Annotated in this window: 23 protein-coding genes; 16 read left to right on the forward strand and 7 right to left on the reverse strand. The window is 72.1% G+C overall.

What is annotated here, in order from left to right; all coding sequences use genetic code 11:
- The first annotated feature begins 484 nt into the window (after positions 1–484).
- The 5 genes from ACWGJ2_RS00005 (at position 485) to ACWGJ2_RS00025 (ending at position 4,700) form a co-directional block, all read left to right on the forward strand.
- Entirely contained in the window at positions 485–1,222 is a 738-nt protein-coding gene (locus ACWGJ2_RS00005) for an amino acid ABC transporter ATP-binding protein (RefSeq protein WP_453343590.1), read from the forward strand.
- Between the two features lie 74 nt (positions 1,223–1,296).
- Positions 1,297–2,196 carry a glutamate ABC transporter substrate-binding protein gene (locus ACWGJ2_RS00010; RefSeq protein WP_453343934.1) on the forward strand — a complete coding sequence of 300 codons (900 nt, stop codon included), beginning with the start codon at positions 1,297–1,299 and terminating at the stop codon, positions 2,194–2,196.
- Positions 2,197–2,216: 20 nt separating this feature from the next.
- Entirely contained in the window at positions 2,217–2,870 is a 654-nt protein-coding gene (locus ACWGJ2_RS00015; RefSeq protein WP_453343591.1) for an amino acid ABC transporter permease, read from the forward strand.
- Entirely contained in the window at positions 2,867–3,760 is an 894-nt protein-coding gene (locus ACWGJ2_RS00020) for an amino acid ABC transporter permease (RefSeq protein ID WP_453343592.1), read from the forward strand. The genes ACWGJ2_RS00015 and ACWGJ2_RS00020 overlap by 4 nt, the downstream gene beginning before the upstream one ends.
- 85 nt (positions 3,761–3,845) lie before the next feature.
- Positions 3,846–4,700 (forward strand): maleylpyruvate isomerase family mycothiol-dependent enzyme, encoded by an 855-nt coding sequence (locus ACWGJ2_RS00025; protein ID WP_453343593.1) that lies wholly within the window; start codon positions 3,846–3,848, stop codon positions 4,698–4,700.
- Between the two features lie 26 nt (positions 4,701–4,726).
- On the opposite strand, the gene ACWGJ2_RS00030 is transcribed toward ACWGJ2_RS00025, so the two are convergent.
- Entirely contained in the window at positions 4,727–5,509 is a 783-nt protein-coding gene (locus ACWGJ2_RS00030; protein WP_453343594.1) for a hypothetical protein, read from the reverse strand.
- A gap of 105 nt (positions 5,510–5,614) precedes the next feature.
- Between ACWGJ2_RS00030 and ggt the strand changes: the two genes are divergently transcribed.
- A complete protein-coding gene (gene ggt, locus ACWGJ2_RS00035) occupies positions 5,615–7,435 on the forward strand; it encodes a gamma-glutamyltransferase (RefSeq protein ID WP_453343595.1) in 1,821 nt (606 codons plus the stop codon).
- A gap of 235 nt (positions 7,436–7,670) precedes the next feature.
- Positions 7,671–9,125, forward strand: a complete 1,455-nt coding sequence (locus ACWGJ2_RS00040) for a hypothetical protein (RefSeq protein WP_453343596.1) — start codon at positions 7,671–7,673, stop codon at positions 9,123–9,125.
- 41 nt (positions 9,126–9,166) lie between these two features.
- On the opposite strand, the gene ACWGJ2_RS00045 is transcribed toward ACWGJ2_RS00040, so the two are convergent.
- The gene (locus tag ACWGJ2_RS00045) at positions 9,167–10,786 is read right to left on the reverse strand and encodes a CocE/NonD family hydrolase (protein ID WP_453343597.1); all 1,620 of its coding nucleotides are present in this window, start codon (positions 10,784–10,786) and stop codon (positions 9,167–9,169) included.
- Between the two features lie 259 nt (positions 10,787–11,045).
- On the opposite strand from ACWGJ2_RS00045, the gene ACWGJ2_RS00050 reads away from it, so the two are divergent.
- From ACWGJ2_RS00050 to ACWGJ2_RS00070, 5 genes are all read left to right on the forward strand, one after another.
- Entirely contained in the window at positions 11,046–11,888 is an 843-nt protein-coding gene (locus ACWGJ2_RS00050) for a nitrilase-related carbon-nitrogen hydrolase (protein ID WP_453343598.1), read from the forward strand.
- The gene (locus tag ACWGJ2_RS00055) at positions 11,888–13,228 is read left to right on the forward strand and encodes an aspartate aminotransferase family protein (RefSeq protein WP_453343599.1); all 1,341 of its coding nucleotides are present in this window, start codon (positions 11,888–11,890) and stop codon (positions 13,226–13,228) included. The genes ACWGJ2_RS00050 and ACWGJ2_RS00055 overlap by 1 nt, the downstream gene beginning before the upstream one ends.
- A 120-nt stretch (positions 13,229–13,348) precedes the next feature.
- Positions 13,349–14,752 carry a dihydropyrimidinase gene (hydA, locus tag ACWGJ2_RS00060; protein ID WP_453343600.1) on the forward strand — a complete coding sequence of 468 codons (1,404 nt, stop codon included), beginning with the start codon at positions 13,349–13,351 and terminating at the stop codon, positions 14,750–14,752.
- A gap of 35 nt (positions 14,753–14,787) precedes the next feature.
- Positions 14,788–15,807, forward strand: coding sequence for a TIGR03842 family LLM class F420-dependent oxidoreductase (locus tag ACWGJ2_RS00065; protein ID WP_453343601.1), 1,020 nt, complete (start codon positions 14,788–14,790; stop codon positions 15,805–15,807).
- Positions 15,808–15,929: 122 nt separating this feature from the next.
- On the forward strand, positions 15,930–16,109 hold the full coding sequence (locus tag ACWGJ2_RS00070) for a hypothetical protein (RefSeq protein WP_453343602.1): 180 nt from the start codon (positions 15,930–15,932) through the stop codon (positions 16,107–16,109).
- Here ACWGJ2_RS00070 and ACWGJ2_RS00075 read toward each other — a convergent pair.
- The 3 genes from ACWGJ2_RS00075 to ACWGJ2_RS00085 form a co-directional block, all read right to left on the reverse strand.
- The gene (locus ACWGJ2_RS00075) at positions 16,095–17,021 is read right to left on the reverse strand and encodes a hypothetical protein (protein ID WP_453343603.1); all 927 of its coding nucleotides are present in this window, start codon (positions 17,019–17,021) and stop codon (positions 16,095–16,097) included. The genes ACWGJ2_RS00070 and ACWGJ2_RS00075 overlap by 15 nt on opposite strands.
- 147 nt (positions 17,022–17,168) lie before the next feature.
- The gene (locus ACWGJ2_RS00080) at positions 17,169–17,930 is read right to left on the reverse strand and encodes a MerR family transcriptional regulator (RefSeq protein ID WP_453343604.1); all 762 of its coding nucleotides are present in this window, start codon (positions 17,928–17,930) and stop codon (positions 17,169–17,171) included.
- Between the two features lie 61 nt (positions 17,931–17,991).
- The gene (locus ACWGJ2_RS00085; RefSeq protein WP_453343605.1) at positions 17,992–18,555 is read right to left on the reverse strand and encodes a GbsR/MarR family transcriptional regulator; all 564 of its coding nucleotides are present in this window, start codon (positions 18,553–18,555) and stop codon (positions 17,992–17,994) included.
- Positions 18,556–18,710: 155 nt separating this feature from the next.
- Here ACWGJ2_RS00085 and ACWGJ2_RS00090 point away from each other — a divergent pair, with 155 nt between their 5' ends.
- Together ACWGJ2_RS00090 and ACWGJ2_RS00095 are read left to right on the forward strand one after the other, a co-directional pair.
- The gene (locus ACWGJ2_RS00090) at positions 18,711–20,282 is read left to right on the forward strand and encodes a GMC family oxidoreductase (RefSeq protein WP_453343606.1); all 1,572 of its coding nucleotides are present in this window, start codon (positions 18,711–18,713) and stop codon (positions 20,280–20,282) included.
- A 74-nt stretch (positions 20,283–20,356) separates the two neighbouring features.
- Positions 20,357–21,499 (forward strand): M20 family metallopeptidase, encoded by a 1,143-nt coding sequence (locus ACWGJ2_RS00095; RefSeq protein WP_453343607.1) that lies wholly within the window; start codon positions 20,357–20,359, stop codon positions 21,497–21,499.
- Between the two features lie 7 nt (positions 21,500–21,506).
- Here the strand turns inward: ACWGJ2_RS00095 and ACWGJ2_RS00100 are convergent, their stop codons facing one another.
- Positions 21,507–22,640, reverse strand: a complete 1,134-nt coding sequence (locus ACWGJ2_RS00100; RefSeq protein ID WP_453343608.1) for an amidinotransferase — start codon at positions 22,638–22,640, stop codon at positions 21,507–21,509.
- 385 nt (positions 22,641–23,025) lie between these two features.
- Here ACWGJ2_RS00100 and ACWGJ2_RS00105 point away from each other — a divergent pair, with 385 nt between their 5' ends.
- Positions 23,026–23,403 carry a class I SAM-dependent methyltransferase gene (locus ACWGJ2_RS00105; RefSeq protein WP_453343609.1) on the forward strand — a complete coding sequence of 126 codons (378 nt, stop codon included), beginning with the start codon at positions 23,026–23,028 and terminating at the stop codon, positions 23,401–23,403.
- 121 nt (positions 23,404–23,524) lie between these two features.
- Positions 23,525–24,934 (forward strand): cytochrome P450, encoded by a 1,410-nt coding sequence (locus ACWGJ2_RS00110; protein ID WP_453343610.1) that lies wholly within the window; start codon positions 23,525–23,527, stop codon positions 24,932–24,934.
- 52 nt (positions 24,935–24,986) lie between these two features.
- On the opposite strand, the gene ACWGJ2_RS00115 is transcribed toward ACWGJ2_RS00110, so the two are convergent.
- Entirely contained in the window at positions 24,987–26,042 is a 1,056-nt protein-coding gene (locus ACWGJ2_RS00115; RefSeq protein WP_453343935.1) for a lipoate--protein ligase family protein, read from the reverse strand.
- Positions 26,043–26,064: the final 22 nt, after the last annotated feature.

Genomic DNA, 26,064 nt, shown 5'->3' on the forward strand with positions numbered 1-26,064 from the left:
GGTGGCGACGAGTGCCGGGAGAAAGCAAGCAACGAAACCCGCACTTGTCGCCGCCCGAGGAGACACCCCGGCGCGGCACCGACCCCCACCACACACGGGCCCCATAACCACGACCGGCACCATGAATCACGCGGCGCAAGCCGCGAACAACCGCAACCACACGCCGCGCCGAAGCCACCGGCCCGCACCGGGCCCGCCCCCGCCAGGCGACGACGCCAAATGTTGTGGGCAATCGTCCCGCAAGGCGGGACGGGTGGGCACAACCCGTGCCACCGGCCCGCCACACGCGCACGCAACCCCAAGAGGCACCAGCCAAGGCGCACCCCAACAAGAGCCGGGCACCCCGTGTGGCGGTCAACCTCGCACCCCGTGAAGCGGTGCAGCCCGGTGAAGGGGGAACCCTGTGTTTCCTTCCGCACCCCGCGAAGGGGACCCGCGTGTCCTGGCGGAAGTGTCGTATTGATGACGATAGTTTGCGGTTTCCATGGAACCGCTGATCACGCTGCGCGGCGTCAACAAGCACTACGGAAGGCTCCATGTCCTCCAGGACATCGACCTCACCGTCGGCCGCGGAGAAGTGGTGGTCGTCATCGGCCCCTCCGGCTCCGGAAAGTCGACGCTCTGCCGCACCATCAACCGGCTGGAGACCGTCGAGTCCGGCACCATCACGCTCTCGGGCCAGCCGCTCCCCGCGGAGGGGAAGGCGCTGGCGCGGCTGCGCAGCGAGGTCGGCATGGTCTTCCAGTCCTTCAATCTCTTCGCGCACAAGACGGTCCTCGCCAACGTCATGCTCGCGCCGCTCAAGGTGCGCAAGAAGCGCAAGGACGAGGCCGAGCGCAGGGCGCGGGAGCTGCTGGAGCGGGTCGGGCTCGCGGCGCACGCCGACAAGTACCCGGCGCAGCTCTCGGGCGGCCAGCAGCAGCGCGTCGCCATCGCCCGCGCCCTGGCCATGGACCCGCAGGCGCTGCTCTTCGACGAGCCCACCTCCGCGCTCGACCCGGAGATGATCAGCGAGGTCCTGGAGGTCATGCGGCAGCTCGCGGAGGACGGCATGACGATGGTCGTCGTCACGCACGAGATGGGGTTCGCGCGTTCCGCGGCGCACCGCGTGGTCTTCATGGCCGAGGGCCGGATCGTCGAGGACCGCACGCCTGAGGAGTTCTTCACGGCGCCGGAGAGCGACCGTGCCAAAGACTTCCTGTCCAAGATCCTCAAGCACTGAGAGGGCGAACCGTGCGACGACGACCGCGCCGTACCGTCCGTACGCCATCCGCCGCCGCGCGGGCCTCGCGCGCCATGGCCGGGCTGTGCGCGCTGGTGCTGCTGGCGCTGCTCGCGACCGCGTGCGGGCGCTCTGGCAGCCCTCCCGCGCGGGGCCCGCAGCCGCCGCGACCGCCCTCCTACACGGTCGACGAGGGCTTCACGCTGCCCGCCTCGGACACCTGGAAGCGGGCCAGGCAGCGCGGGTATCTGACGGTGGGCGCCAAGGAGGACCAGCCGGGGATGGGGGAGATGAACCCCGCGACGGGCGCCTACTCCGGCTTCGACATCGAGATCGCCAGGATGCTCGCCGCCTCCCTCGGCTTCGACCCGGACAAGGGCGTGCGCTTCAAGGCCATCGCCTCGGCCAACCGCGAGACGGCGCTCCAGAACGGCCAGATCGACTACTACGTCGGCACGTACACCATCAACGACGGCCGCAAGAAGCTCGTGGGCTTCTCAGGGCCGTACTACATCGCGGGCCAGAAGCTGCTGGTGCGCGCGGACGAGAAGCGGATCACGGGCCCCGAGTCCATGGCGGGCCGGAAGATCTGCTCGGCCGTCGGCTCCACCCCGTACCAGCGGATCGTCGCGGACTACCCGAAGGCGAAGCCCGTCGCGTACGACAGCTACGCGATCTGCGTCGACAACCTCCTCAACGAGCAGGTGGACGCCGTCACCACCGACGACACCATCCTGCTCGGCTACGCGGCCAAGGACCCCGACGGGCTGAAGGTCGTGGGCAAGCCCTTCTCCGAGGAGCCCTACGGCATCGGCGTCCCCAAGCCGGACAAGGCGCTGGCCCGCGCGCTCGACGACGCGCTGGAGGAGCGGGAGAGGAACGGCGACTGGAAGAGGGCATACGACGCCACGCTGGCGCTCTCCGGTGAACCGGCGCCCAGGCCGCCCGCCATCGACCGCTCGCTGACGAGCTGAAAGGGGGGACGGCCGAAGCCATGAACGGACTCGACGTACTCACCGACAACTTCTCGCTCTACGGCGAGGGGTTCCTCGGCACGCTGAGGCTGACCGTCTACGCCTCGCTCCTCGCGCTCGCGGTCGGGGTGGTGATGGCGGGCTGCCGGGTCGCGCCCGTCGCGGCGCTGCGGGCGCTGGGCACCGCGTGGGTGACGGTGCTGCGCAACACCCCGCTGACGCTGCTGTTCTTCGCGATGCTGCTGGGGCTGCCGCGCTTCGGGGTGGCGCTGCCCTTCGAGGTCTTCGCCGTGCTGGCCCTGGGCTGCTACACGTCGGCCTTCATCTGCGAGGCGGTCCGCTCCGGCATCGGCACGGTGCCTGTGGGGCAGGGCGAGGCGGCGCGCAGTCTGGGGATGACGTTCGGCCAGACGCTGGCCACGGTGATCCTGCCGCAGGCGTTCCGCACCGTCATCCCGCCGATCGGCTCCACGCTCATCGCGCTGGCCAAGAACTCCGCCATCGCGGGGTCCTTCAGCGTCGTCGAACTGCTGAGCACGTACAAGACGCTCAACGAGAACGGCTACAGCATCATCTGGAGCTTCGTCTGGATCGCGCTGGGCTATCTCGTCCTGACCCTGTCCATCAGTGCGCTCTTCAACGCGCTGGAGAAGCGCTACGGAGTCGCCCGGTGAGCCCGCACGGTACGTCGAAGGCCGCTTCGCAGGCCACGCCCACTGCCCTCTACGACATCCCCGGGCCCAGGGCCCGCGTCCGGCACCGGGGCTACGGGGTCGTCGCCACGCTGCTGCTGGCAGCGCTGGCGGCCTGGCTGATTCATCTCCTTGTCGACACCGGCCAGTTCGAGGCGGCCAAGTGGCGGCCCTTCGCCTACGAGGGCATCCAGGAGCTGCTGCTGCGGGGGCTGGGCAGCACGCTCAAGGCGTTCGCGCTGGCCGCCGTGCTCTCGCTCGCGCTCGGCGCGGTGCTGGCGGCGGGGCGGCTCTCGGAGCACCGGCCTGTGCGCTGGGTGGCGACGCTCCTCGTGGAGTTCTTCCGCGCCATGCCGGTGCTGGTCATGATCTTCTTCGTGTTCGTGGCGCTCCAGGTCCAGCCGCTGCCCGCGCTCGTCGCCGGTCTGACGCTCTACAACGGCTCCGTGCTCGCGGAGGTCTTCCGCACCGGAGTGGTCTCCGTGGACAAGGGCCAGCGGGAGGCGGCCTACGCGCTGGGGATGCGCAAGACGCAGGTGATGACGTCCGTGCTCGTGCCGCAGGCCGTGCGCGCCATGCTGCCGACGATCATCAGCCAGCTCGTCGTCGCGCTCAAGGACACCTCGCTCGGCTACCTGATCACCTTCGAGGAGTTCCTGCACGCGGGCAAGCTCATCGCGATCAACCTCGACTACGCCATGCCGTTCATCCCCGTCGTCATCGTCATCTCGGCGATCTACATCGGGCTGTGCATGCTGCTGTCCTGGTTCGCGCAGTGGGTCGCGCGGCGTGAGCGGCGCAGCGTCAAGACCGAGGCCGTCGAGGTCAACAGGGCGGAGGCGGGCTCCACGATGCCCGGCTCGCGGGCCTGAGTCTCATGGCCATGGCCTGATCGGTGCCGGTGCGTCGCCGGGAATTCCGTTGGTGTGCCGGGCGCCCGGTTGCCAGGCTTGGGGCATGACCTCCCAGACCGACGAGACGCACGGGCACGCCTGGCTCGGCAGGCCCATCGACGCACGCCCGCTGTTCGCCCCGGAGCACGCGGCGCTGATGGCCACGCTCAGGAAGCTGCGCCCCGCCGACTGGCGCAGGGAGGCCGTGCCGGGCTGGACCGTCGCCGATGTGGCAGCGCACCTGCTCGGCGACTTCTACGGTCGCCTCGGCCGCCGCGACGGCCACGACGGCGGGCTCGCCTTCGCGCCGGGCGAGACGCTGGAGGCGTTCGTCCACCGCGCCAACCACGAGTGGGTCGAAGCGCACCGCCGGGTCAGCCCGGCCGCGCTCACCGACACCCTGGAGCTGGTCGGCGGCCAGGTCGCCCGGAACTTCGAGGCCGCCGAACCGGACGAACCGTCGCTGGGCGTGTCCTGGGCCGGTGCGGACCCGGCCCCCATGTGGCTCGACAGCGCACGGGAGTTCACCGAGCACTGGACACACCGTCAGCAGATCCGCCACGCCGTCGGCCAGGGCACCGATCCCGGTCCGCGGCCCCTGTCGGTGGTCCTGGACACCTTCCTGCGGGCACTGCCGCACACCCTGTGCGATACCCACGCGCCCGTCGGCACCCAGGTCAGGGTGGACGTCGAGGGCCCGGCCGGTGGTGCTTGGACCGTCACCGCGACCGAGGGCCGCTGGTCTCTGGCCGAACCCGGGGCCGGGCCGCCCGCGGCGCGTGTCGTGCTGGACGCGGAGACCGCCTGGCGGCTGTGCACCCGGGGGATCGGCCCGGCCTCGGCCCTCGCCCGTGCCCGCGTCGACGGTGACCGTCAACTCGCCGCGGCGGTCTGCGAGATCGTGTCCATCGTCTACTGATCCGGCCGTCGCCCTCTGGCCCGCCGTCAGCCGACCGCGCGGTGGCCGCCCCTGCGGGAGCCGTTCGCGGGCGGGGGAGTGGGCTGCGGTGAGGTGGCGGCGCGGGTGACGTCGTCGACGAGTTCCACCACGTCGGGCCCGTACGCCTGCGAGTTGACGACCTTCAGCAGGAGGCAGAACGTGCCGGTGGGCCCGTACTTGCGGCCCAGGCGGGCGTGGTGGCGGGCGAGATAGCGGGCCGCTGCCTGGTTGGTGATCCCGCTCTGGCCGCACAGCAGGAACACGGGCCGCGGGGTGTCCCCGTCCTGCTGGCCCGCGGTGAGGCGGGCGAGCAGAACGTACTCGGTGATGCCCTTGTCCATCCGGTAGCGCTCGCTGCCGATGGTGAACGCGGCACGGTCGGGCCCCGGTTCCGGATCCGGGTTGACGCTCACCCCCGGCAGCAGCGACCGCAGATGCGCCAGCGTGCGGCGGTTGGACGCCGGGCCGCCGAGGCAGAACTCGGTGCGCTCGCCGAAGCCCTGCTGCGCGGTCTCGTGCGAGATGATGTTCGCGTGCGCGCGGCAGTCCTTGATGAGCGCGGACAGCTCCAGCAGCGCGTACACGTCGCGCCGGTGCACGGCGAGTTCGGCCGTGGCCGGGTCGCGGTTGACGATCAGCAGGCACTCGGAGTTGTCGGGCAGCCCGAAGAACCGCTGCGTGCGCCGTAGCCGGCGTCGCCACAGGTACGTACGCGCGAACCAGCCGAGCGCCGTGGTGACGGCCGCCGCGAGCACGCCGAGCACGATCTCCCGCAGGTAGTCATCCATGGGGCGGCAGCGTACAGGCGTACGACGGAAGCGGAACGCCGAGTTACTGACGTGTGCAGAACACGCGGGCTAGGCTGCGCTGACGCTCGTCGACAGGAGGCACTCATGCGGCGCACGCACCGCCGGTCAGCCCGGTTCCTGGCCCTGTTCACCGCGGCGGTCGCGGTGGGCGCGCTGACAGCGGGCGCGCCGCCGCCGGACCGCTCCGACGATGAGACGGCCGCCGGGTCCCCCGAGAAGACGCCGGTCGCCGTCGGCGAGGGCGGCGCCGTCTCCAGCGTCGACCCCGACGCCTCGGCCGCGGGCATCGAGGTGCTGCGCGAGGGCGGCAACGCGGTGGACGCTGCCGTCGCGACGGCTGCGGCACTTGGCGTCACCGAGCCGTACTCGGCGGGCGTCGGAGGCGGCGGCTACTTCGTCTACTACGACGCGGCCAGCCGCCAGATCCGCACGCTCGACGGCCGCGAGAAGGCGCCGCTGAGCGCCGACAAGAACCTCTTCCGCGAGGACGGCAAGGCCATACCCTTCGCGGAGGCCGTCACCAGCGGACTGTCCGTCGGTACCCCGGGCACGGCCGCCACCTGGCAGAAAGCCCTCGACTCCTGGGGCAACCGCTCCCTCGCGCAGGTGCTGTCCCCCGCCGAGAAGCTGGCGCGCGGCGGCTTCGAGGTCGACGAGACCTTCCGCAAGCAGACCGCCGACAACGAGGACCGCTTCCGCGACTTCCCCGCCTCCGCGAAGCTCTTCCTCCCCGGCGGCGAACTGCCGGAGGTCGGCTCGACCCTCCGCAACCCCGACCTCGCCGCCACCTACCGCACCCTCGGCCGCAAGGGCGCCGACGCGCTGTACGAGGGCGCCATGGCACGCGACGTGGTGAACACCGTGCGCAAGCCTCCCGTCGCCGACGACGCGGAGCGCACGGTGCGGTCCGGCGATCTGACGGCCGACGACCTGCGGACGTACACCGTCCGCCAGCAGGAGCCGACCAGCACCGACTACCGCGAGTACGAGGTCTACGGCATGGCCCCGTCCTCCTCGGGCGGCACCAGCGTGGCCGAGGCGCTCAACATCCTGGAGGGCACGGACCTCGGCGGCATCAGCGAGAAGGAGTACCTGCACCGCTACATCGAGGCCAGCCGCCTCGCCTTCGCCGACCGCGGCCGGTGGGTGGGCGACCCCACCCAGGAGGACGTGCCCACCAAGGGCCTGCTCTCCCAGGAGTTCGCCGACTCGCGCGCCTGCCTGATCCAGGACGACAAGGCCCTGACCAGCCCCGTCGCACCCGGCGACCCCAGCGATCCGCGCCCCTGCGAGGCCGGTGACAAGGCGGCCCCGACGACGTACGAGGGAGACAGCACCACCCACCTGACGGCCTCCGACAAGTGGGGCAACGTCGTCGCCTACACGCTCACCATCGAGCAGACCGGCGGCAGCGGCATCACCGTGCCCGGCAGGGGCTTCCTCCTCAACAACGAGCTGACGGACTTCTCCTTCGAGCCCGCCGACCCCGCGGTCCACGACCCCAACCTGCCGGGGCCCGCGAAGCGTCCGCGCTCCTCGATGTCCCCGACGATCGTGCTGGAGGAGGGCAAGCCGGTGCTGGCCCTCGGCTCGCCCGGCGGCGCCACCATCATCACGACCGTCCTCCAGACCCTCATCAACCACCTGGACAGGAAACTCCCCCTGGTGGACTCCATCGCAGCGCCCCGCGCCAGCCAGCGCAACGCGGCCCAGACCGAACTGGAACCGGGCCTGTGGAACCGCACCGCACTGCGGGGCCAGCTGGAGGCGCTGGGCCACTCCTTCAAGCAGAATCCCGAGATCGGCGCCGCGACGGGCATCCAGCGACTGCCCGACGGGCGCTGGCTCGCGGCGGCGGAGAAGACGCGCAGGGGAGGGGGCGCGGCGATGGTCGTGAACCCGTGAGCCTCTGCGGCGGCGGCGCGGGGGCCCACGTCAGCCCGCCTGGCCCGGCGAGATGCTCCGCGACTACTGGCGCGACGCCGAGGAACGCTGACTGAACGTTCAGACAGGCCGCCGCGCGGTGGGCGTCTGCCTCGGCCTGTCCCTGGGCAGCGCATCGATGCGCTACGGGTACAGGAAAGGAGTACGTAGCCTCGCCGTAACACCCCGCGTAACACGGCTGGTGTCCAATGCGCGCATGGCTGACATGCCCGCGGCGGCGCACCGCCTACCGCAAGCGGTCGGCGCGTTCACCGCCGAACTGCGCTGGCTGACCGCACTGCTCCACCCCGGCGAGGGCTGGTACGGCGTCTTCGTCGGCAACGATCCGGCGGGCATGCGGGAGTGCCTGGAAGGGCGGGAGATCCCGCCGTGGGACGTGGTCGTCTCGCTGATCCAGGACCTCGTGGGGCGGCACGGCCAGGAGGCGGGCGCGCGTGCGGGGGAGCGGTTGCGGGCGCGGTACGCGGACTCCGTCGCCGCGTACGACGATCTGGCGGGCGGCGAGCCGGTACTGCGCGAGCGCCTCGACGCCGCGCGCCGCGAGCGCGACGAGGCGGCACGGCGCGTGCGTGACCTCGTCGCGCTCCCCGGGGGCTCCGGCACGGACCTCGCGTGGGCCCGCGACCACCACGCTCGCGCGAGCGCCCGCTGTACGGAACTGACCGCCCGCCTCGCGGCGTCGCGTACCCGTGCGGCGGGCGCGGCGGGCGCGGCGGGTGCGGCCCCGCCCGGAGCCCAGGCGGCGCCGGTCGACGGCCAGGGCCCCCGGCACGAGCACTCCTCCGACGAGGGCGCCGGGCTCGGGCACGATCACGGAGACGGGCACGGTTCCGGGGCCGGTGCGGGGGCGGCGTCCGGCAAGCGGGACAAGTGGCGGGGGCGGCCCAGGGGTTCACGGTTCGCCGGGGTCGTCGAGGAGGGAGCAGAGGGGGCCGACGACGCGCCCGTGCCCAGCCTCGTGCCGCCCGGTGCGCCCGGCGTCGTGGAGCGTGCCCCGCGCGGAGCACGTTTCGCCGGAGCCGTGGACGTGGACGGGGCTGAGGGCGCGGACGAGGCGCCCGCCGCGTACGGCGGACCCGGTGCGGACGAGGAGGAGTGGGCGCGGGCGCGCGGCGCGGCGGCCGGCGCCGTCGCGCGCATGGCGCGGCTGCGCGAGGCGGGGCGGCCCGGCGAGACGCACGTCGTGCTGTGCGAGGCGGCGGCCTGGCCCGCGCTCCATCTCGCCGCCATGGCACGGGAGTTGGCGGACGCGGGCCTGGACGCCGACGTGGCGACCCTGCTGTGGGAGGCCGCCTCGCTGCCCCCGGCAGCGCTCGCCGCCGCAGCCGACGCGCTCGCGGCGACGGGCCGTGCCGAGGACTGCGCGCAGTTGCTGCGCCAGGGCGTCGCGCGCCCCGTCGAAGAGGTGTCGGCCACCGCGCTCGCCCTGCACGGCGCCGGCCGCGGCGACGAGGCGGCCCAGTTGCTGTCGGCGCTCGTCCGCGCCCGTACCCCCGTCGAGGTGGCCGCGGCAGCGCACGCGGACCCCGCGACGCTCGTCCCCTCCCTCCTCGACGCAGCGCGTGCCGTCTCCCCGCACCACTACCGATCCGTCGCCAACGCGCTGCGCGGCACGGGCCTCCCCGGCGTGCCGGAGCCCGGCAAGGGCTGACGGGAACGGGCTGGCCCGCCCCCCCCGGCCGGGAGCCGGTCTCAGTCCCCGAACGGCACCGTCAGCGTGGACGGGGCGTCGGCCGGAGAGGAGAAGGAGAGCCGCGCGTCGGACGGGTTGTGGTCGATGTAGAGGGGGTCGGCGCCGTCGATGACGAGGGCGAGCCGGTGCCCGGCGGGCACGTCGTACGCCGTCGAGAACAGCTCCGCGTCCACGGTGAAGGGCTCGCCCGGCGTCTTCCCGTGGAAGGTGAAGGGCGCGTTGGTCACCAGCTTGCCCGTGCCGAGGGGGCCCACGTCGTAGAGGTAGGCCACGCCCGTGCCGCTCGACGCCTTGCTGGTCACGGTCGTGTGCAGGGTGGCCGTGCCCCGCACGCGCCGCGTCTCCTCGTACCGCTCGGACTGCCAGACCGCAGCCCGCGAGCGCGGCAGCAGCGGCATCGAGGCGGTCGGCGGGAGCTTGAGGAACTGGTCGAGCGCGTTGCTCAGGAGGACGAGGCCGCCGTTGGCGCCGGAGTCGTGCCCGTCGATGTTCCGGGTGTCCTTGAGCGGGATCCTCTCGTGCGTCGCGGGCACGTCCTGCCAGCTCGCGTAGCCCTCGTAGCCGCCCGTGGAGCGGGACTTGAGCTGGACGGGTGCCTCGCGGTCGATGCCGTTGTCCTCGCCCCGCAGGTAGTGGTCGAACCAGCGGCGGGTGTTCGTCCAGGTGTCGTTCGGCAGTCCGAGGAGCCCCGTGGCCTCGGCCGTCGCGTGGTCGCCGGGCCGGAACTCCAGCCGCTTGGGGCCCTTGAGCTTCTCGTAGAAGTCCGCGTACTGGTTGGGCGGGAAGATCGTGTCGCCCCAGGCGTTGCCCATCATGATGGCGGCGCCGTTGGCGTTGATCCGGTCGAGGTAGGTGGCGGGGGAGCGCTTCGCGCCCCAGTCGATCATCTCCTGTTCCTTGTCGAGGTTCGAGCCGAGGAAGTTCTTCAGGATCTCCCGCAGTTCGGCGCTCGGCCGCCCCGTCAGCTCGCCCGCGCCGCCCAGCAGCGCCGCCGCCTGGGAGTGCTGCGTACGGCCGCTGTAGATGGAGTCGATCAGATCGGCCCAGCCGCTGAGCGCCGCGACGGCCTTGATCCGCTTGTCGTGCCCCGCTGCCAGCAGCCCGATGCCCGCTCCGTAGGAGACCCCGGCCATGCCGACCTTGTCCGGGTCGGCCGGTGTGTTCGCCAGGGCCCAGTCGATGACCTTGGAGGCGTCGGCGATGTCCTCGGGGCCCGCCGTCTCGATCTCGCCGCCCGACTGCCAGAAGCCGCGCGAGTTGTACGTGACCACGACGTAGCCGGAGTCCGCCAGCTTCTTGGCCTGCGCCAGGTACTCGACCTGCGGGGTGGCCCAGCTCGTGGGCAGCACGATGACGGGGTGGCGCGCGCCCTTCGCCGCTCCGGAGGGTGTGAGGACGTTCGCGGCCAGCTTGGTGCCGCCGTCGCCCTCGATCTCGACGAACCGCAGCCCCTCGGCGGCGGCTTGGGACGAGGCGGCCGGGGCGGCCGGTTCCGCGTGCGCCGCCGGTGCGGCGACGAGCGAACCGGTGGCCAGCAGCCCGGCGGCGAGCGCACCAGCGGCGGTGCGGTGTCCGGGGGTGCGAGGGGCAGGGGTGTGAGGGGCGGGGGAAGCCATCATGAGCTGCTCCAGAACGTCGGCGTTGCCGGAGGACGGGAAGTGACTGGAGAGTAAGCTCGCGGGCTTACCCGTAGTAACCCGTCGGTAGGTTACGTACGGGTAACGAAGCGCCGTGAGGAGCACCCCTCGGCGGAAACGAGATCGATCCGGCGACGTTACGCCGATGGTCTTGCCACGGTGCGTGACGGGATTTACGGTCACATCCTCACGTGGATCTACGCGTGTCGAACAGGCAGCCGCCCCCGTGAAGGAGCCGCTCATGCCCGACGTCGTACGTGCCGCACTGGTGCAGGCCACCTGGACGGGCGACACCGAGTCAATGATCGCGAAGCATGAGGAGCACGCCCGCGAGGCGGCCCGCCAGGGCGCGCGGATCATCGGCTTCCAGGAAGTGTTCAACGCCCCGTACTTCTGCCAGGTACAGGACCCCGAGCACTACAAGTGGGCGGAACCCGTGCCCGACGGGCCGACGGTGCGGCGGATGAGCGAACTGGCCCGGGAGACCGGGATGGTGCTGGTCGTCCCCGTCTTCGAGGTCGAGCAGTCGGGGTTCTACTACAACACCGCCGCCGTCATCGACGCGGACGGCTCGGTGCTCGGCACGTACCGCAAGCACCACATCCCCCAGGTCAAGGGCTTCTGGGAGAAGTTCTACTTCAAGCCGGGCAACCTGGGCTGGCCCGTCTTCGACACCGCCGTCGGCAAGATCGGCGTCTACATCTGCTACGACCGCCACTTCCCCGAGGGCTGGCGCGAACTCGGCCTCGCCGGCGCCCAGATCGTCTACAACCCCTCCGCCACCTCGCGCGGCCTCTCCGCCTACCTCTGGCAGTTGGAGCAGCCCGCCGCCGCCGTCGCCAACGAGTACTTCGTCGCCGCCATCAACCGCGTCGGCGCCGAGGAGTACGGCGACAACGACTTCTACGGCACCAGCTACTTCGTCGATCCACGCGGCCAGTTCGTCGGTGACGTCGCCAGCGACAAGGAGGAGGAACTCGTCGTCCGCGATCTCGACCTCTCCCTGATCGACGAGGTGCGCCGGCAGTGGGCCTTCTACCGCGACCGGCGGCCCGACGCGTACGGAGGGCTGGTGCACCCCTGATGAGCGGCGCGCGGAGCGAGCACCACGACCCGGGTGAGCTGCTGGAGCGGCACCGCGCTGTGCTGCCCGACTGGCTCGCCCTCTACTATCAGCGGCCCATCGAGATCACCCACGGCGAGGGCCGCCACGTCTGGGACGCCGAGGGCAACCGCTATCTCGACTTCTTCGGCGGCATCCTCACCACCATGACCGCGCACGCGCTGCCCGAGGTCACCAAGGCGGTCGCCGAGCAGGCCGCGCGTATCCTGCACACCTCCACCCTCTATCTCGACCGCCCCATGGTGGAGCTGGCCGAACGGATCGCGTGCCTCTCCGGAATCCCGGACGCGCGCGTCTTCTTCACCACCTCCGGCACCGAGGCGAACGACACGGCGCTGATGCTGGCCACCGCCTACCGCGGCTCCAACCAGATCCTGGCCATGCGCAACAGCTACCACGGCCGCTCCTTCTCCGCCGTCGGCATCACGGGCAACCGCGCCTGGTCCCCGACCAGCCTCTCGCCGCTCCAGACGCTGTACGTGCACGGCTCGGTCCGCACCCGGGGCCCGTTCGCCGGGCTCGACGACGCCGCGTTCACCGCCGCCTGCGTCGAGGACCTGGAGGACGTGCTCGGGCAGGCCAGATGCGGGGTGGCCGCGCTGATCGCGGAGCCCGTGCAGGGGGTCGGCGGCTTCACCTCGCCGCCCGACGGCCTGTTCGGCGCGTTCCGCGAGGTGCTGCAACGGCACGGCATCCTCTGGATCAGCGACGAGGTGCAGACGGGCTGGGGCAGGACGGGCGACCACTTCTGGGGCTGGCAGGCACACGCGCAGGCGGGCCCGCCGGACATCCTCACCTTCGCCAAGGGGCTGGGCAACGGCATGTCGATCGGCGGGGTCGTCGCCCGCGCCGAGGTCATGAACTGCCTTGACGCCAACTCCCTCTCCACCTTCGGCGGCAGCCCCGTCACCATGGCGGCTGGCAACGCGAACCTCGCCTACGCGCTGGAGCACGATCTCCAGGGCAACGCGCGCCGCGTGGGCGGCCTGCTGCTGGAGCGGTTGCGGGCGGTGGCGGCGGGGCTCGGGATCGTACGGGAGGTGCGCGGCCGTGGCCTGATGATCGGGCTCGAACTCGTCCTCCCCGGCACGGACACGCCCTCGCCCGAAGCCGCATCCCTCGTCCTCGAAGCGGCCCGCGAGGGCGGGCTGCTCATAGGCAAGGGCGGCGGCCACTCCACGGCCAGCGTGCTGCGGATCGCGCCGCCGCTGACCCTCACGGTGGCCGAGGCGGAAGAGGGCGCGGCCATCCTCGGACGCGCCCTGCGCGCGGCGGAGCTGGACCTGTCCACGGCGCGGTGACTTCCGCGGTGACTTGCGCGGTGACTCGCGCGGCGACGGCGTACGCGCCCGCCGGGGTGCGGCGGAGAGCAGGGGCGCTGTGCCCCGTACGGACACGAAGGCACGAAGGGACGTAACGGAATGACGCGTACGCGGACAGCGATCCGGGGCGGGCTCGTGATCACGGCCGCCGACGAACTGCACGCGGACGTCCTCATCGAGGACGGCCGCATCGCCGCGCTCGCCGCACACGGCAGCGACGCCGCCGCGTGGGAGACGGAACGGAGCCTGGATGCCACGGGCAAGTACGTCATCCCGGGCGGCGTGGACGCGCACACCCACATGGACTTCCCGTTCGGCGGGACCTTCTCCTCCGACGACTTCGCGACGGGCACCAAGGCGGCGGCCTGGGGCGGCACCACCACCATCGTCGACTTCGCCGTGCAGACCAAGGGCCACCCGCTCCGTGAAGGGCTGGACCACTGGCACGCCAAGGCCGACGCGCAGTGCTCCGTCGACTACGCCTTCCACATGATCCTCTCCGACGTGAACGAGGGCACGCTCAAGGAGATGGACCTGCTGGTGGAGGAGGGCATCACCTCCTTCAAACTCTTCATGGCCTACCCCGGCGTCTTCTACAGCGACGACGGCCAGATCCTCCGCGCCATGCAGCGCACCGCCGCCAACGGCGGGCTGATCATGATGCACGCGGAGAACGGCATCGCCATCGACGTCCTCGTCGAACAGGCCCTCGCTGCCGGCCGCACGGACCCGCGCCACCACGGCGAGGTCCGCAGGGCCCTGCTGGAGGCCGAGGCCACCCATCGGGCCATCCAGTTGGCGCGGGTGGCGGGTTCGCCGCTGTACGTCGTGCACGTCTCGGCCGAGGAGGCCGTCGCCGAACTGTCCCAGGCCAGGCGGCTGGGCCTGCCCGTCTTCGGTGAGACCTGCCCGCAGTACCTCTTCCTGTCGACGGACAACCTCGCCGAGCCGGACTTCGAGGGCGCCAAGTACGTGTGCTCGACGCCGTTGCGCCCGCGCGAGCACCAGGCCGCGCTGTGGCGTGGCCTGCGCACCAACGACCTCCAGGTGGTCTCCACCGACCACTGCCCGTTCTGCTTCAGCGGCCAGAAGGAGCTGGGGCGCGGCGACTTCTCGAAGATCCCCAACGGGATGCCCGGCGTCGAGCACCGCATGGACCTGCTCCACCAGGCGGTGCTGGAGGGGCACATCGGCAGGCGCCGCTGGATCGAGATCGCGTGCGCGACCCCGGCGCGGATGTTCGGCCTCTACCCGAAGAAGGGCACCATCGCGCCCGGCGCCGACGCCGACATCGTCGTCTACGACCCGCACGCCGAGCAGACGCTGTCGGCCGAGACGCACCACATGAACGTCGACTACTCCGCCTACGAGGGCAAGCGGATCACCGGGCAGGTCGAGACGGTGCTCTCGCGCGGCGAGACGGTCATCGACCGCCGCACGTACACGGGGCGCGCGGGGCACGGCCAGTACGTTCCGCGCGGAACCTGCCAGCTCCTGGGCTGAGGACTCAAGGACCCAAGGACTCAAGGGGGACCACCATGGACTTCGGACTCGTGCTCCAGACCGACCCGCCAGGGGCGAGGACCGTCGGCCTGATGCGCCGCGCGGAGCGCAACGGCTTCCGCTACGGCTGGACCTTCGACTCGGCGGTGCTGTGGCAGGAGCCGTACGTCATCCACAGCCGCATCCTGGAGCACACCGAGAAGCTCGTCGTCGGTCCCATGGTGACCAACCCGGGCACCAGGGCGTGGGAGGTCACCGCCTCCACCTTCGCCACGCTCAACGAGATGTACGGCAACCGCACCGTGTGCGGCATCGGGCGCGGCGACTCCGCGATGCGCGTGGCGGGGCGCAAGCCGAACACGCTGGCCACCCTGGGGCAGGCCATGCGGGTCATCCGCGACCTCGCCGAGGGCAGGGAGACCGAGCTGGACGGCACCGCCCTGCGCATCCCCTGGGTACGCGACGGGCGGCTGCCCGTCTGGATGGCCGCCTACGGGCCCAGGGCGCTGGCCCTCGCGGGCGCGGAGGCGGACGGCTTCATCCTCCAGCTGGCCGACCCCTACCTCACCGAGTGGATGGTCAAGGCGGTGCGCGACGCGGCGGCCGACGCGGGCCGCGACCCCGCCGAGGTCGCCATCTGCGTCGCCGCGCCCGCCTACGTCTGCGGCGACACCCCCGAGGCGCTGGCCCACGCCCGCGAGCAGTGCCGCTGGTTCGGCGGGATGGTCGGCAACCACGTCGCGGATCTCGTCACGCGCTACGGCGAGCACTCGGACCTGGTGCCCGACGCGCTCACCTCCTACATCAAGGCCCGCCAGGGCTACGACTACGCGCACCACGGACGCACGGGGAACCCGGACACGGCCTTCGTGCCCGACGAGATCGTGGACCGCTTCTGCCTCGTCGGCCCGGCCTCCGCGCACATCGAGCGGCTGCGCACACTCCGGGACCTGGGCGTGGACCAGTTCGCGCTGTACGCGATGCACGACGCGGTGGAGGCGGTGATCGACGCGTACGGCACGGACGTCGTTCCGGTGCTGGAAGGCGACGCCTGACGAGGGGTCAACTAGCGCGATACGGGCTGGAGTTGGGGCGGGGGCGCCCGTACACTCGTCGCCAGTGCTGCCCGGCCACGGAGGCCGGTGCTCCCTAGCGGGGGGAGAAAGGTGCGTGCCCGATGGGCATCGTGCTGATATCGGCGGTCGCTTCCGCCCTCTACGCCGGAACCGTCTCGTTCCTGGCCCTCACGGCGACCTTCGCACGGCGGGGGGAACTGCGCCGAGAGGCCCGTTCCACCCTCGCGGTCATCGTCCCGGGGCGCGCGGCGGAGCCGCGGCAGGAGTCAGTCACCCCGTGACCCCGGCCCCTCGGCAGGGGCATGCAGTGCGGCCCGCGCCTCCCTCGCGAAGGCGCGGGCCGCGTCGCGTACGGGTGCGAGCAGTGCCCGTACATGCGTTGCCGGCTCCTCCTCGGGCCACTGCGTCGCCGCCCAGTACAGCCGCCATACGTCGTCCTCCGTGAGCGCGCCCGTCGTGAGCGCCGTGTGCATGGAGCCCTCGGCCGCCCGGTCCAGCGCGGCGTGCAGCGCGGCCACCGACTCATCTGAGGGCACCTCTTCGGCGTCCTCGCCGGGGCCCGGCCTCGTCCGGAACGCGAACGGGTCGTCGGGGCGCCGCCACAGCTCCCGCGCCCTGCCGCGCCAGCCCTCGGGCAGGCGCCGTGACGCCGACTGGACGGCGCGGAGGTCCCGCTCGATCGCCAGGCCCAGCTCCATGGTGCCGGGCGACTCGACGAGCGCGGACACCTTGCCGGCGGCGAGCAGGAGGCTCGCGTAGCCGCTGCCGCGCTCGCGGACCGCGATGGCCTCGTTCACCACGCGTGCGCCCAGCGCGGCCAGTTCCTCGGGTCCTTCGAGTTCGAGGTCGGCGTGCGCGGCGCGCGCCTTGTCGAAAGCGCGCAGATAGGGCTCGGTCTCGGACGAGGGATCCATGACGTAGGTGTGCACCGCGTCGGCGAGGGTGTGCGCGCTGCGCAGGAACGCGGCGTACACGGGGCGCCTGGCGGCGAGGGCCTGCCCGGCCGTCGCGGCCCTGACCTGCTCGCGGGCCGAGTCGAGCGCCGCACGGTAGGCGGCGACCGCCTGGGCCTGCTGCGCCGCCGCCTGTTTCTCGCTCGCCCGCGCCGTGGTGCGCGCGGCGAGCAGGGTGGCCCCGCTGCCGAGGCAGAGACCGAGGAGACCGGCGACCGCGCCGATGAGGTCGGAGGACATGCCCCGATCATCCCGCCCGCGCCGTACTCCCGGGCGGGAACGCCCTGTTCCGGTGGGTGGTGGGCGGTGTCCGGCGGCGGGCTGGTCCGGGCGAGGTGCGCGGATGCCGCCGGGGGTGCGCGCGGCCCCCGGCGGTGTGTGCGCCGGTCAGCTCAGCCGGGTGTCGGCGTAGACGAACATCGCGTCGCGCTGGTAGACCGCGAGACCGTCGGCGATCTTGTCGTAGTTCGCGCGGATGGTGGGGTCGTCGACGTAGGTCTGCCCCAGTCCCTTGTACGCGGTCGCGTCCGGCGTCCAGTAACGGCAGATGCCCTGGTAGTGGTCGTCCAGTTCGGCCTGCACGGCGGGATCGGTGACGGGCTTGCCCGCCACCATGAACTCCGCGAAGCGGACCAACTGCGCCGTCACCTCCCGCTGCCACCGCTCCTGGTCCTCGACGGTCATCGCCTCGACGGCCTGCCGGGACTCCTCCCACGCCCGTGGCCACCGCTCGCGCACCTCGGCCTCGCCGGGGTAGGGCTCGAAGCCGTCGAACAGGTTCTCCGGCCTGTTGATCTTCGCCATGTCGTTGTCGTCCCTGCTTTCCTCCAGTTCGGCGATGGTGCGGCCCACCGTGCGGACGAGCGTGTCCAGCCGGTTCCGTTCCGCCAGCAGCCGCTGGTGGTGCTCACGGAGCACGGTCACCTCGTCGGCCTGCCGCTCCAGAACCGTCCGGATCTCCCGCAGCCCCAGGCCCAGTTCCCGCATCAGCAGGATCTGCTGCAAGCGCAGCAGTTCCGCCTCCTCGTAGTAGCGGTGCCCGCTGCTCGCGGTCCGCGCGGGTGGCAGCAGGCCGATGTCGTCGTAGTGCCGCAGTGTCCGTGACGTCACCCCGGACATCCGGGCCACGTCGGCGATCGACCACGCCATGGTCCGCCTCCCCTCGCCGGGCCGGTCTTTCCGGCCACACGGAGGACCGTAGAAGTTGACGTTACGGAAGCCGCAAGCCCGAACCCGAACCGGAACCCGAACCGGCGCCGGGCGACGGCGACCGGGTCCCGTCCGCCTCCCGCGTAGCCGCGTACTCCGCCAGGAGCGGTTCGAGACGGGCCACCATGAAGTGGTAGTACGCGCTCATTCCGTCCAGCCGCTCCCGTCGCACCGCCGACATCCCGGCGCCCCGCTCGCGCGCGTCGTCGGCCAGGTCGCGCAGGCGCGCTGTCGAGTCGACGACGTGCTGGAGGCACCCGGCCCACGCGTCGTCCCGCCAGCGGTAGACGAAGTGCCGCTGCCCCGCCTCCTTGTAGCGCTCCACCGTGCCGTGGGCGATGAGCAGCCGGGTGATCTCGGAGACCGATCCCTTGCTCGCGCCGAGGGCGTCCTGGAGCCGGGCCAGGGTCATGGGCCGCTCGCTCAGCATCAGCAGCCCCGCCGCCCGGCCCGCCATCCGCGGCCAGCCCATCGCCCGCCCGATGTGCAGGCCGAACTCCTCGACGAGCGCGTCATGGACGTCGGCTTCCTCGGCGTTCTCGGGCTGCTCGGCTTCGGGGGACACGGGAGCCTCCGAGAAATCAGTTGAATCTGAACGTTCGGTCTTGACTGAATGTACGCCTCGGCGGAGAGTCCCCGGAAGACTCCGCAGAACCGCAGCACCCCACAGGGACCCGCCTCGCGGCAGGGCCCGGTCACCCTACGGCGGGAGAGCAAGGAATGACGAGCATCGGCTGGGACCTCATCGTGGTGGGCGCCGGATCCGCCGGTGCCGCGCTCGCGGCGCGTTCCGCGGCGAAGGGGAAGCGGGTCCTGCTGCTCGAAGCGGGCCCCGACTACCGCTCGGCCCGCATGCACGAGGCGTGGCGCTCGCCGAACCCGGCGGTCGCGCTGCTGGATCCGACGGCGGCTGCCGGACTGCTCTGGGAGGACCTGAACTCCTCGCGTACGGAGGCGCAGCCCCAGGCCCCGTACTGGCGCGGGCGCGGAGCCGGGGGCAGTTCGTCGGTCAACGGGCAGATCGCGATCCGGCCCCCGATGGCGGACTTCGAGGACTGGGCAGGACAGGGCTGCACCGGATGGTCGCCCGAGGAGGTGCTGCCGTACTTCGCGAAGCTGGAGGACGACGAGGAGTTCGGCGACGAGACGTACCACGGCCGCGGCGGGCCGACGCCCGTCCACCGGATGCCGCGCCGCGCGTGGGGCGGAGTGGACACGGCGCTGGCCGAGGCCGCTCTCGCCGCCGGGCACGCCTGGGCCCCCGACGTCAACGCGCCCGGCGCCACCGGCGTCTCGCCGTACCCGGTCAACTCGCGCGACGGACGCCGGGTGTCGGTCAACGACGCCTACCTGGAGCCCGCACGGGACCTGAGCACCCTCACCGTCAGGGGAGACGCGCTGGTCGACCGGGTGCTGTTCGAGGGGGACCGGGCGGTCGGGGTCAGGGTGGTGGGGGCCGGGGGACAGGTGGTGACGGAGCACGCGGAGACGGTCGTCCTCAGCGCCGGTGTCATCCACTCCCCGGCGATCCTCATGCGCTCCGGCATCGGCCCCGCCGACGACCTGCGCGCACTCGGCATCGATGTGCGCCACGCGCTTCCGGTGGGGCGGGGGATGCAGGACCATCCGATGGCGATGGTGTCCCTCCCGCTGACGGAGCGCGCTGCCATCACCTCGCCGCACGACCGGCACACCAACGTCTGCGTCCGCTGGACCAGCGCCCCCGGAGCCCCGCACAACGACCTGATGTTCGTGTCCCTCAACCAGAACGTGCTGGCCATGGCCACCGCCTCCACCAGCACCGCCTCCGGCGCGTACGGCGTCTGGCTCAACCTGAACCACTCGCGCGGCACGCTGACGCTGACATCGGCCGACCCCGTCGCACAGCCGCTGGTGCGGCAGCGGATGCTGTCCGACGAACGCGACCGCGCACTGCTGCGCCAGGGCGTGCGGGCGCTGGCCGAGCTGGCGCTGCGGCCGGAGACCGGGGCCGTCACGGAGGGACCGGGGTCGGTCGAGACGGCGAACGAGGCGCTGTTCTCCGTGCTGGAGAGCGACGACCGCCTCGACGCGCACCTGCTGGCCACGGTCATGGACGCACAGCACGGCACCAGCACCTGCCGGATGGGCGCGGCCGGGGCGCCGGACACGGTCGTGGACGACGAGTGCCGGGTCCTCGGCGTCGACGGGCTGCGCGTCGTCGATGCTTCCGTGTTCCCGTCGGTGCCCCGCGCCAACACCAACCTGGCCACGATCATGGCGGGCGAGCTGATGGCGGACCGCATCGCCTGACCGCGTCGACGGACCGCCGTACATCCACCACCCACCCCCGCACCACCCCACCACCCACCGGGAAGGGACCCCAGATGCCGACGGACCCCAAGCGCGAGATCGAGCGCCGGATCAGGGGCGCGGAAGAGGCCCTGGTGGCCCTGTCCCACCGCGTCCACGGCCATCCGGAACTGGCCTTCGAGGAGGTCAGGGCCAGCGCCTGGGTCGCGGAGGAGCTGAGCGGCGCCGGGTTCGACGTCGAGCACGGCTGCTACGGGCTGCCCACAGCCGTCCGCGCCCGCGCGGGCTCGGGGCCGGTGCACGTCGCCGTCTGCGCGGAGTACGACGCGCTGCCGGACATCGGCCACGCCTGCGGGCACAACGTCATCGCCGCCGCGGCGGTGGGCGCGGGCCTCGGACTCGCCGCGCTCGCCGACGACCTCGGCCTCACGGTCACCGTGCTCGGGACACCGGCCGAGGAGGGCGGCGGCGGCAAGGTCCTGATGCTGGAGCGCGGCGCCTTCGACGGGCTGGACGCCGCGATGATGGTGCACCCGGCCGCCGTCGAGATGGCGGCCATGCCCGGCTCGGCCGTCTCCCGGTTCGACGTGACCTACCGGGGCACCCCCGCGCACGCGGGCGCCTATCCCGAGCGCGGGGTCAACGCGGCCGACGCCATGACCGTCGCGCAGGTGGCCATCGGGCTGCTGCGGCAGCAGACGACGGGCACCGACCGCATCCAGGGCATCGTCACCGAGGCGGGCAGTGCGTCGAACGTCATCCCGGACGTCAGCCGGGGCCACTGGAACGTCCGCACCGAGACCCTGGAGGCGCTCGCACCGCTCACGGAGCGGGTACGGCGCTGCTTCGAGGCCGGGGCCCTCGCCACCGGCTGCGAACTCTCGACGGTCCCGGCCGGGCCCGACTACGCCGACATGCGCCCCGACCCCGGGCTGCTGGCGCTGTACCGGGCCAACGCCGAGGCCCTGGGCCGGAGCTTCCCCGAACTGCCCGGCGGCGCGGCAGTCGGAGCCGCCACCGACATGGGCAACGTCTCCCACGCCGTGCCCGCCATCCATCCGATGCTGGGCCTCGACTGCGCGCCCGCCGTCAACCACCAGCCCGAGTTCACGGCCGCGTGCGTGACCCCGGCCGCCGACCGTGCCGTCGTCGAGGGCGCCCTCGCGATGGCGTGGACGGCCGCCGACCTCGCCGCGCGGCCGGTGACGAGGGAGTGACCGGCCGTCAGGCGAAATAGGATTCGAGCGTGCCGCGCCGTCTGACGTCGAGCGTCGCGCAGTGGAACGAGCCGCCGAAGGGCGCGTAGTGCAGCAGATCGCACGGGATCGGCTCGAAGCCCCACTTCTCCAGCGCGCGCAGCATGCCGGTGTGGTGCCGCTCCGCGATCACCTGTTTCTCGTCGACCATGAGCACGTTCATGCTGAGCCACTTGCCGCACATCGACGTCGTCCTGAGCAGGCGTTCCTGGATCGGCTCGGGCTCGGGCGCCGTCAGGATGTCCCACGAGTCCAGGACGGCGGGCAGCCGGTCGACGTCGACGTATTCGGGATTGATCAGCGCCTTGCCGGGTGCGAGGGGGAGGAACGTCGTGTCGATGTGCATGGGCGTACGGCAGCGGCTCTCGATCTCGTGGATGCGGTAGCCGGGCCCGAGATGGCGGCGCAGCCACTCGATTCCCATGCCGTTGGTGACATTGCTCCGTGTGACGAAGAGATCGCGTCCGGCGCGGACGAAATCCGCCGCGTCAAAGACCGGTTCGAACTCCGTGAGGATGTAGCGCACGGGCTCGCCGGGCTCCGGGAGGGAGAAATCCGGGTCGAACAGCGCGTCGGTGAGCTGCGGTCTGGGCGCCGCCGTCCAGCGTGCCCCGCGCCGGAAATAGTCCTTGAGGATCTCGCGATAGGAGTGGGTCTCGAAATACCGGCACGGCCACGCCATCGGGGTCTCGATGATCTCGTCACCGATCACGAGCATGCTGTCCCGTGGGCAGGTGTTGCAGAATCCCCGCGACGACCAGTCGGGCGTCTTGAAGCCCCGCGAGTGATCGACCGCGTCCGGGCGGGTGACGGTGACGCCGAGGGAGCGCAGTAGCTCGATGAACTGGTCGAGTTCGCGCTGCGCGGGCTCGATCAGCCTGCGCGGATACTTGTGACCTGCGGCGAGCCCCTGCAAGCGCGCTGCCCACGCCGGGATGTTGCTGGCCACGACGGGGTGGTCGGAGGGAATCGTCGCGCCTTCCAGACGTCCGACGATGATCTCTTCCAGCGGATCCCACTCGTTGTGCGAAGAGACGGGTGAGGCGGGCGGAGCAGACGTCTCCGCGGCATCGTCCCTCGATACCGAGGGATCCGACGTCACGCGAAATCCCCGTGCGCGGAATCGGAACCGGAATGGGAACCGGAATCGGGACCGGGGCCGGGTGCTTCACCGGCTGTCACCGTCGGAATACCGGGACTCCGTTCCGTCACCCTGCCCACCCGCTTCCGGATCAAGAATTCACGGTCCGCGACTCGCCGAAGGGAACAGTCGGCCGAATTCACCACTCGGCTCAGGTTAATTCAACCGGGTCACGCGTCAATGACCGTAACGCCCCGACCAGCTCGCGGGTACCACGAATGGACCGCCCCACGCGCCTTCCCGCGCGCCTCCCCACACGCTTTCCCGCGCGGAGCTGTCGCCTCCGCCCGGCGGGGAACGCGATGCTGGAACCGTCGGAGGCAGCGGCACGACGCCGGAGGGCGCGATGGGACACGGCACCGAAGCCTCCGCCACCGAACTGCCCTTCCCCGCCGCCGCCTTCGACACCGTGGTCTGCGCCCTGGCCCTGTGCTGCATCCCCGACGACCGCGCCGCCCTCGCCGAGATGCACCGGGTGCTGAGACCGGACGGCACACTGCTGCTCCTGGACCACGTCGTCGGCGGCAACGTCGCCGTCCGCGCGTGCCAGCGCCTCCTCGACCCGGTCATGGTCAGGCGCGTCGGCGACCACCAGATGCGGCGCCCGCTGCACCTGCTGCGCGAGGCCGGGTTCACCGTGACCGCCCGTGAGCGCTACAGCCTCGGCGTGATCGAACGCCTCTCGGCGGTCAAGGACGGCGCGGGGCCGTTGCGCGGACGCTGACGGCGCCGGACCGCTCCGCTGACGCTGACGTCGCCGCCCGACGTTTCGGCGCGCCCGGACCGGCCACCCGCCCGGTGCCCCACACGACCCTGACGACCCGACGACAGAGCAGGTGAGGTGCGTGAACACACGGACGACGGAGACGGCCGAGGCACCCCGGAACCCGAACGGTCATGGACCACTGCCCACGCTGAGCCCGGGGGAGGCCGCGGCCGTCGTGGGCGACGTGCTGCTGCCGGTGCTGGCGGGCGGCGTCGTCGTGCGGCGCCCGCGGATGATGTCGCTCGTCGAGCGGACGGGCTGGGACCGGCGCGGCATCGAGAAGGCCCGCGCCCTGCGCAACCGGTACGGCCCCGACCCGCTCCCGTTCTCCGTGCGCGGCCACCGGTACGCGCTCGTGCTGGAACCCGAGGACGCGCACCGGGTGCTGTCCGAGACCCCCGAGACGTTCACACCGGCGACGCCGGAGAAGCGGGGAGCACTGGCACAGTTCCAGCCGCACGGCCTCCTCATCTCGGACTCCGGCGAGCGCGCCGCGCGCAGGAGCCTCGCCGAGGACGTCCTCGACACGCCGCAGCCCCTGCACCGCATGGCCGAGCCGCTGACGGCGACCGTGCGGGAGGAGGCCCGGCGCCTGCTGGCCGAGAGCGAACGTACGGGCCAGCTCACCTGGGACGAGTTCAACGCGGCCTGGTGGCGCACCGTACGCCGGATCGTGCTCGGCGACGCGGCACGCGACGACGAGACCCTCACAGCCCAGCTCCAGCGGCTGCGGGCCGCCGCCAACTGGTCCGTGCTCAGCCCCCGGCGCAAGGAGCTGCGCACGGCGTTCCTCCGGCGCGTGCGGTCGTACGTCGAGACCGCCGCCGCACCCGGCTCCCAGGGGGAGACGGGCGGCCTCACCTCGCTCGTGGCCCGCACCCCCGCAGCGGAAGGTGTCGATCCGGCGGGGCAGATCCCGCACTGGCTGTTCGCCTACGACGCCGCCGGCATGGCGACCATGCGCGCGCTCGCGCTGCTCGCCACCCACCCCGAACAGGCGACCGCTGCCCGCGAGGAGGCCCGCGCCCACGACCTCGCGGGCCCGCGCGAGCTGCCGTATCTGCGCGGCTGCGCGCTGGAGTCCGTACGGCTGTGGCCGACCACCCCGCTCATCCTCCGGGAGAGCAACGAGGAGACCACGTGGCGGGGCGGCACCGTCCCGGCACACACCACGTTCGCCCTCTACACCCCCTACCTGCACCGTGGGGAGCCAGCGAAGTCGTACGGCGACAGCTTCGCGCCGCACCTCTGGACCGACGAGACCGCCCACGAGGCGCGCGCCAATCCGGCGCTGCTGCCCTTCAGCTCGGGCGCGGCCGGGTGCCCGGGGGAGAACCTCGTGCTGCTCACCACCAGCACCTTCCTGGAGGAACTGCTCTCGCACCACGCCTACACCCTGGCCTCCCACCCGGAGCTGCGCCCCACGGCCCCGGTCCCCGCCACGCTCGACCACTTCGCGCTGCGCTTCCGCGTGCACCGCGACGGCTGACGGGCGCGGGCTGACGGGCGACGGCTGACGGGGGGCGCCGGGCCCCCGGGGTTCACGGCACGCGTGCCGTCCACTCCTCGCTGGTGAACTTGGTGCGGGCGAGTTCCTGGGCGCGTGCCATCTCCTCGTCCGTCACGGAGCCCGTCGTCAGGCCGTAGCGGGCGCGGAACGAGCCGATCATGCGGTCGATGACCTCGGCGCGGGGCAGCCCCGTCTGGCGGCGCAGCGGGTCCACGCGCTTCTTGGCGCTCTTGGTGCCCTTGTCCGACATCTTCTCCTTGCCGATGCGGAGCACGTCCAGCATCTTGTCGGCGTCGATGTCGTAGGACATGGTCACGTGGTGCAGAACGGCGCCGCTGCCCGAGGCGAGGCGCTTCTGGGCCGCGCCCGCGATCTTGCCGTCCTTGGAGGCGATGTCGTTGAGCGGCTGGTACCACGCCTTGATACCCATGTCGGCGAGCGCGGTGAGGACCCAGTCGTCGAGGTAGGCGTAGCTGTCGGCGAAGGACAGCCCGTGGACGAGGGCGTCCGGGACGCTGAGCGAGTACGTGATGGTGTTGCCGGGCTCCACGAACATCGCGCCCCCGCCGCTGACCCGGCGCACCACGGAGACGCCGTGGCGGCGGGCGCCCTCCGCGTCCACCTCGTTGCTCAGGGACTGGAAGCTGCCGATGATCACGGCAGGCGACGCCCACTCCCACACCCGCAGCGTCGGCGGACGCCGCCCCGCCGCGACCTCCTCCGTCAGCACCTGGTCCAGCGCCATGTGCAGCTCGGGCGGCTGGGGCGGCTCGTGGACGAGCTGCCAGTCGTAGTCCGTCCAGTCGGTGGCCTCGGCGACCGCGCGGCGTACCGCGATGCCCACCGCGCCCGCCGAGAAGCCGAACATCACCGTGCCCTCGGGGAGCGTGGCCTCGACGCGGGCCGCGAGCTGGGCCGCGTCCGCGTCGGCGGGCGCGCCCTCCAGCGCTTGGTCGATGGCGTGCAGCGCCTCGTCGGGCTCCAGGAAGAAGTCACCGGCGACGCGCACGTCGCGCAGGACACCGCCCCGGACGTCGCAGTCGACGACGACGAGCTTGCCGCCTGGAACCTTGTACTCGCCGTGCACGGCCACCGCTCCTCTTGCGCTC

This window comes from Streptomyces sp. NPDC054796 (assembly GCF_053611545.1).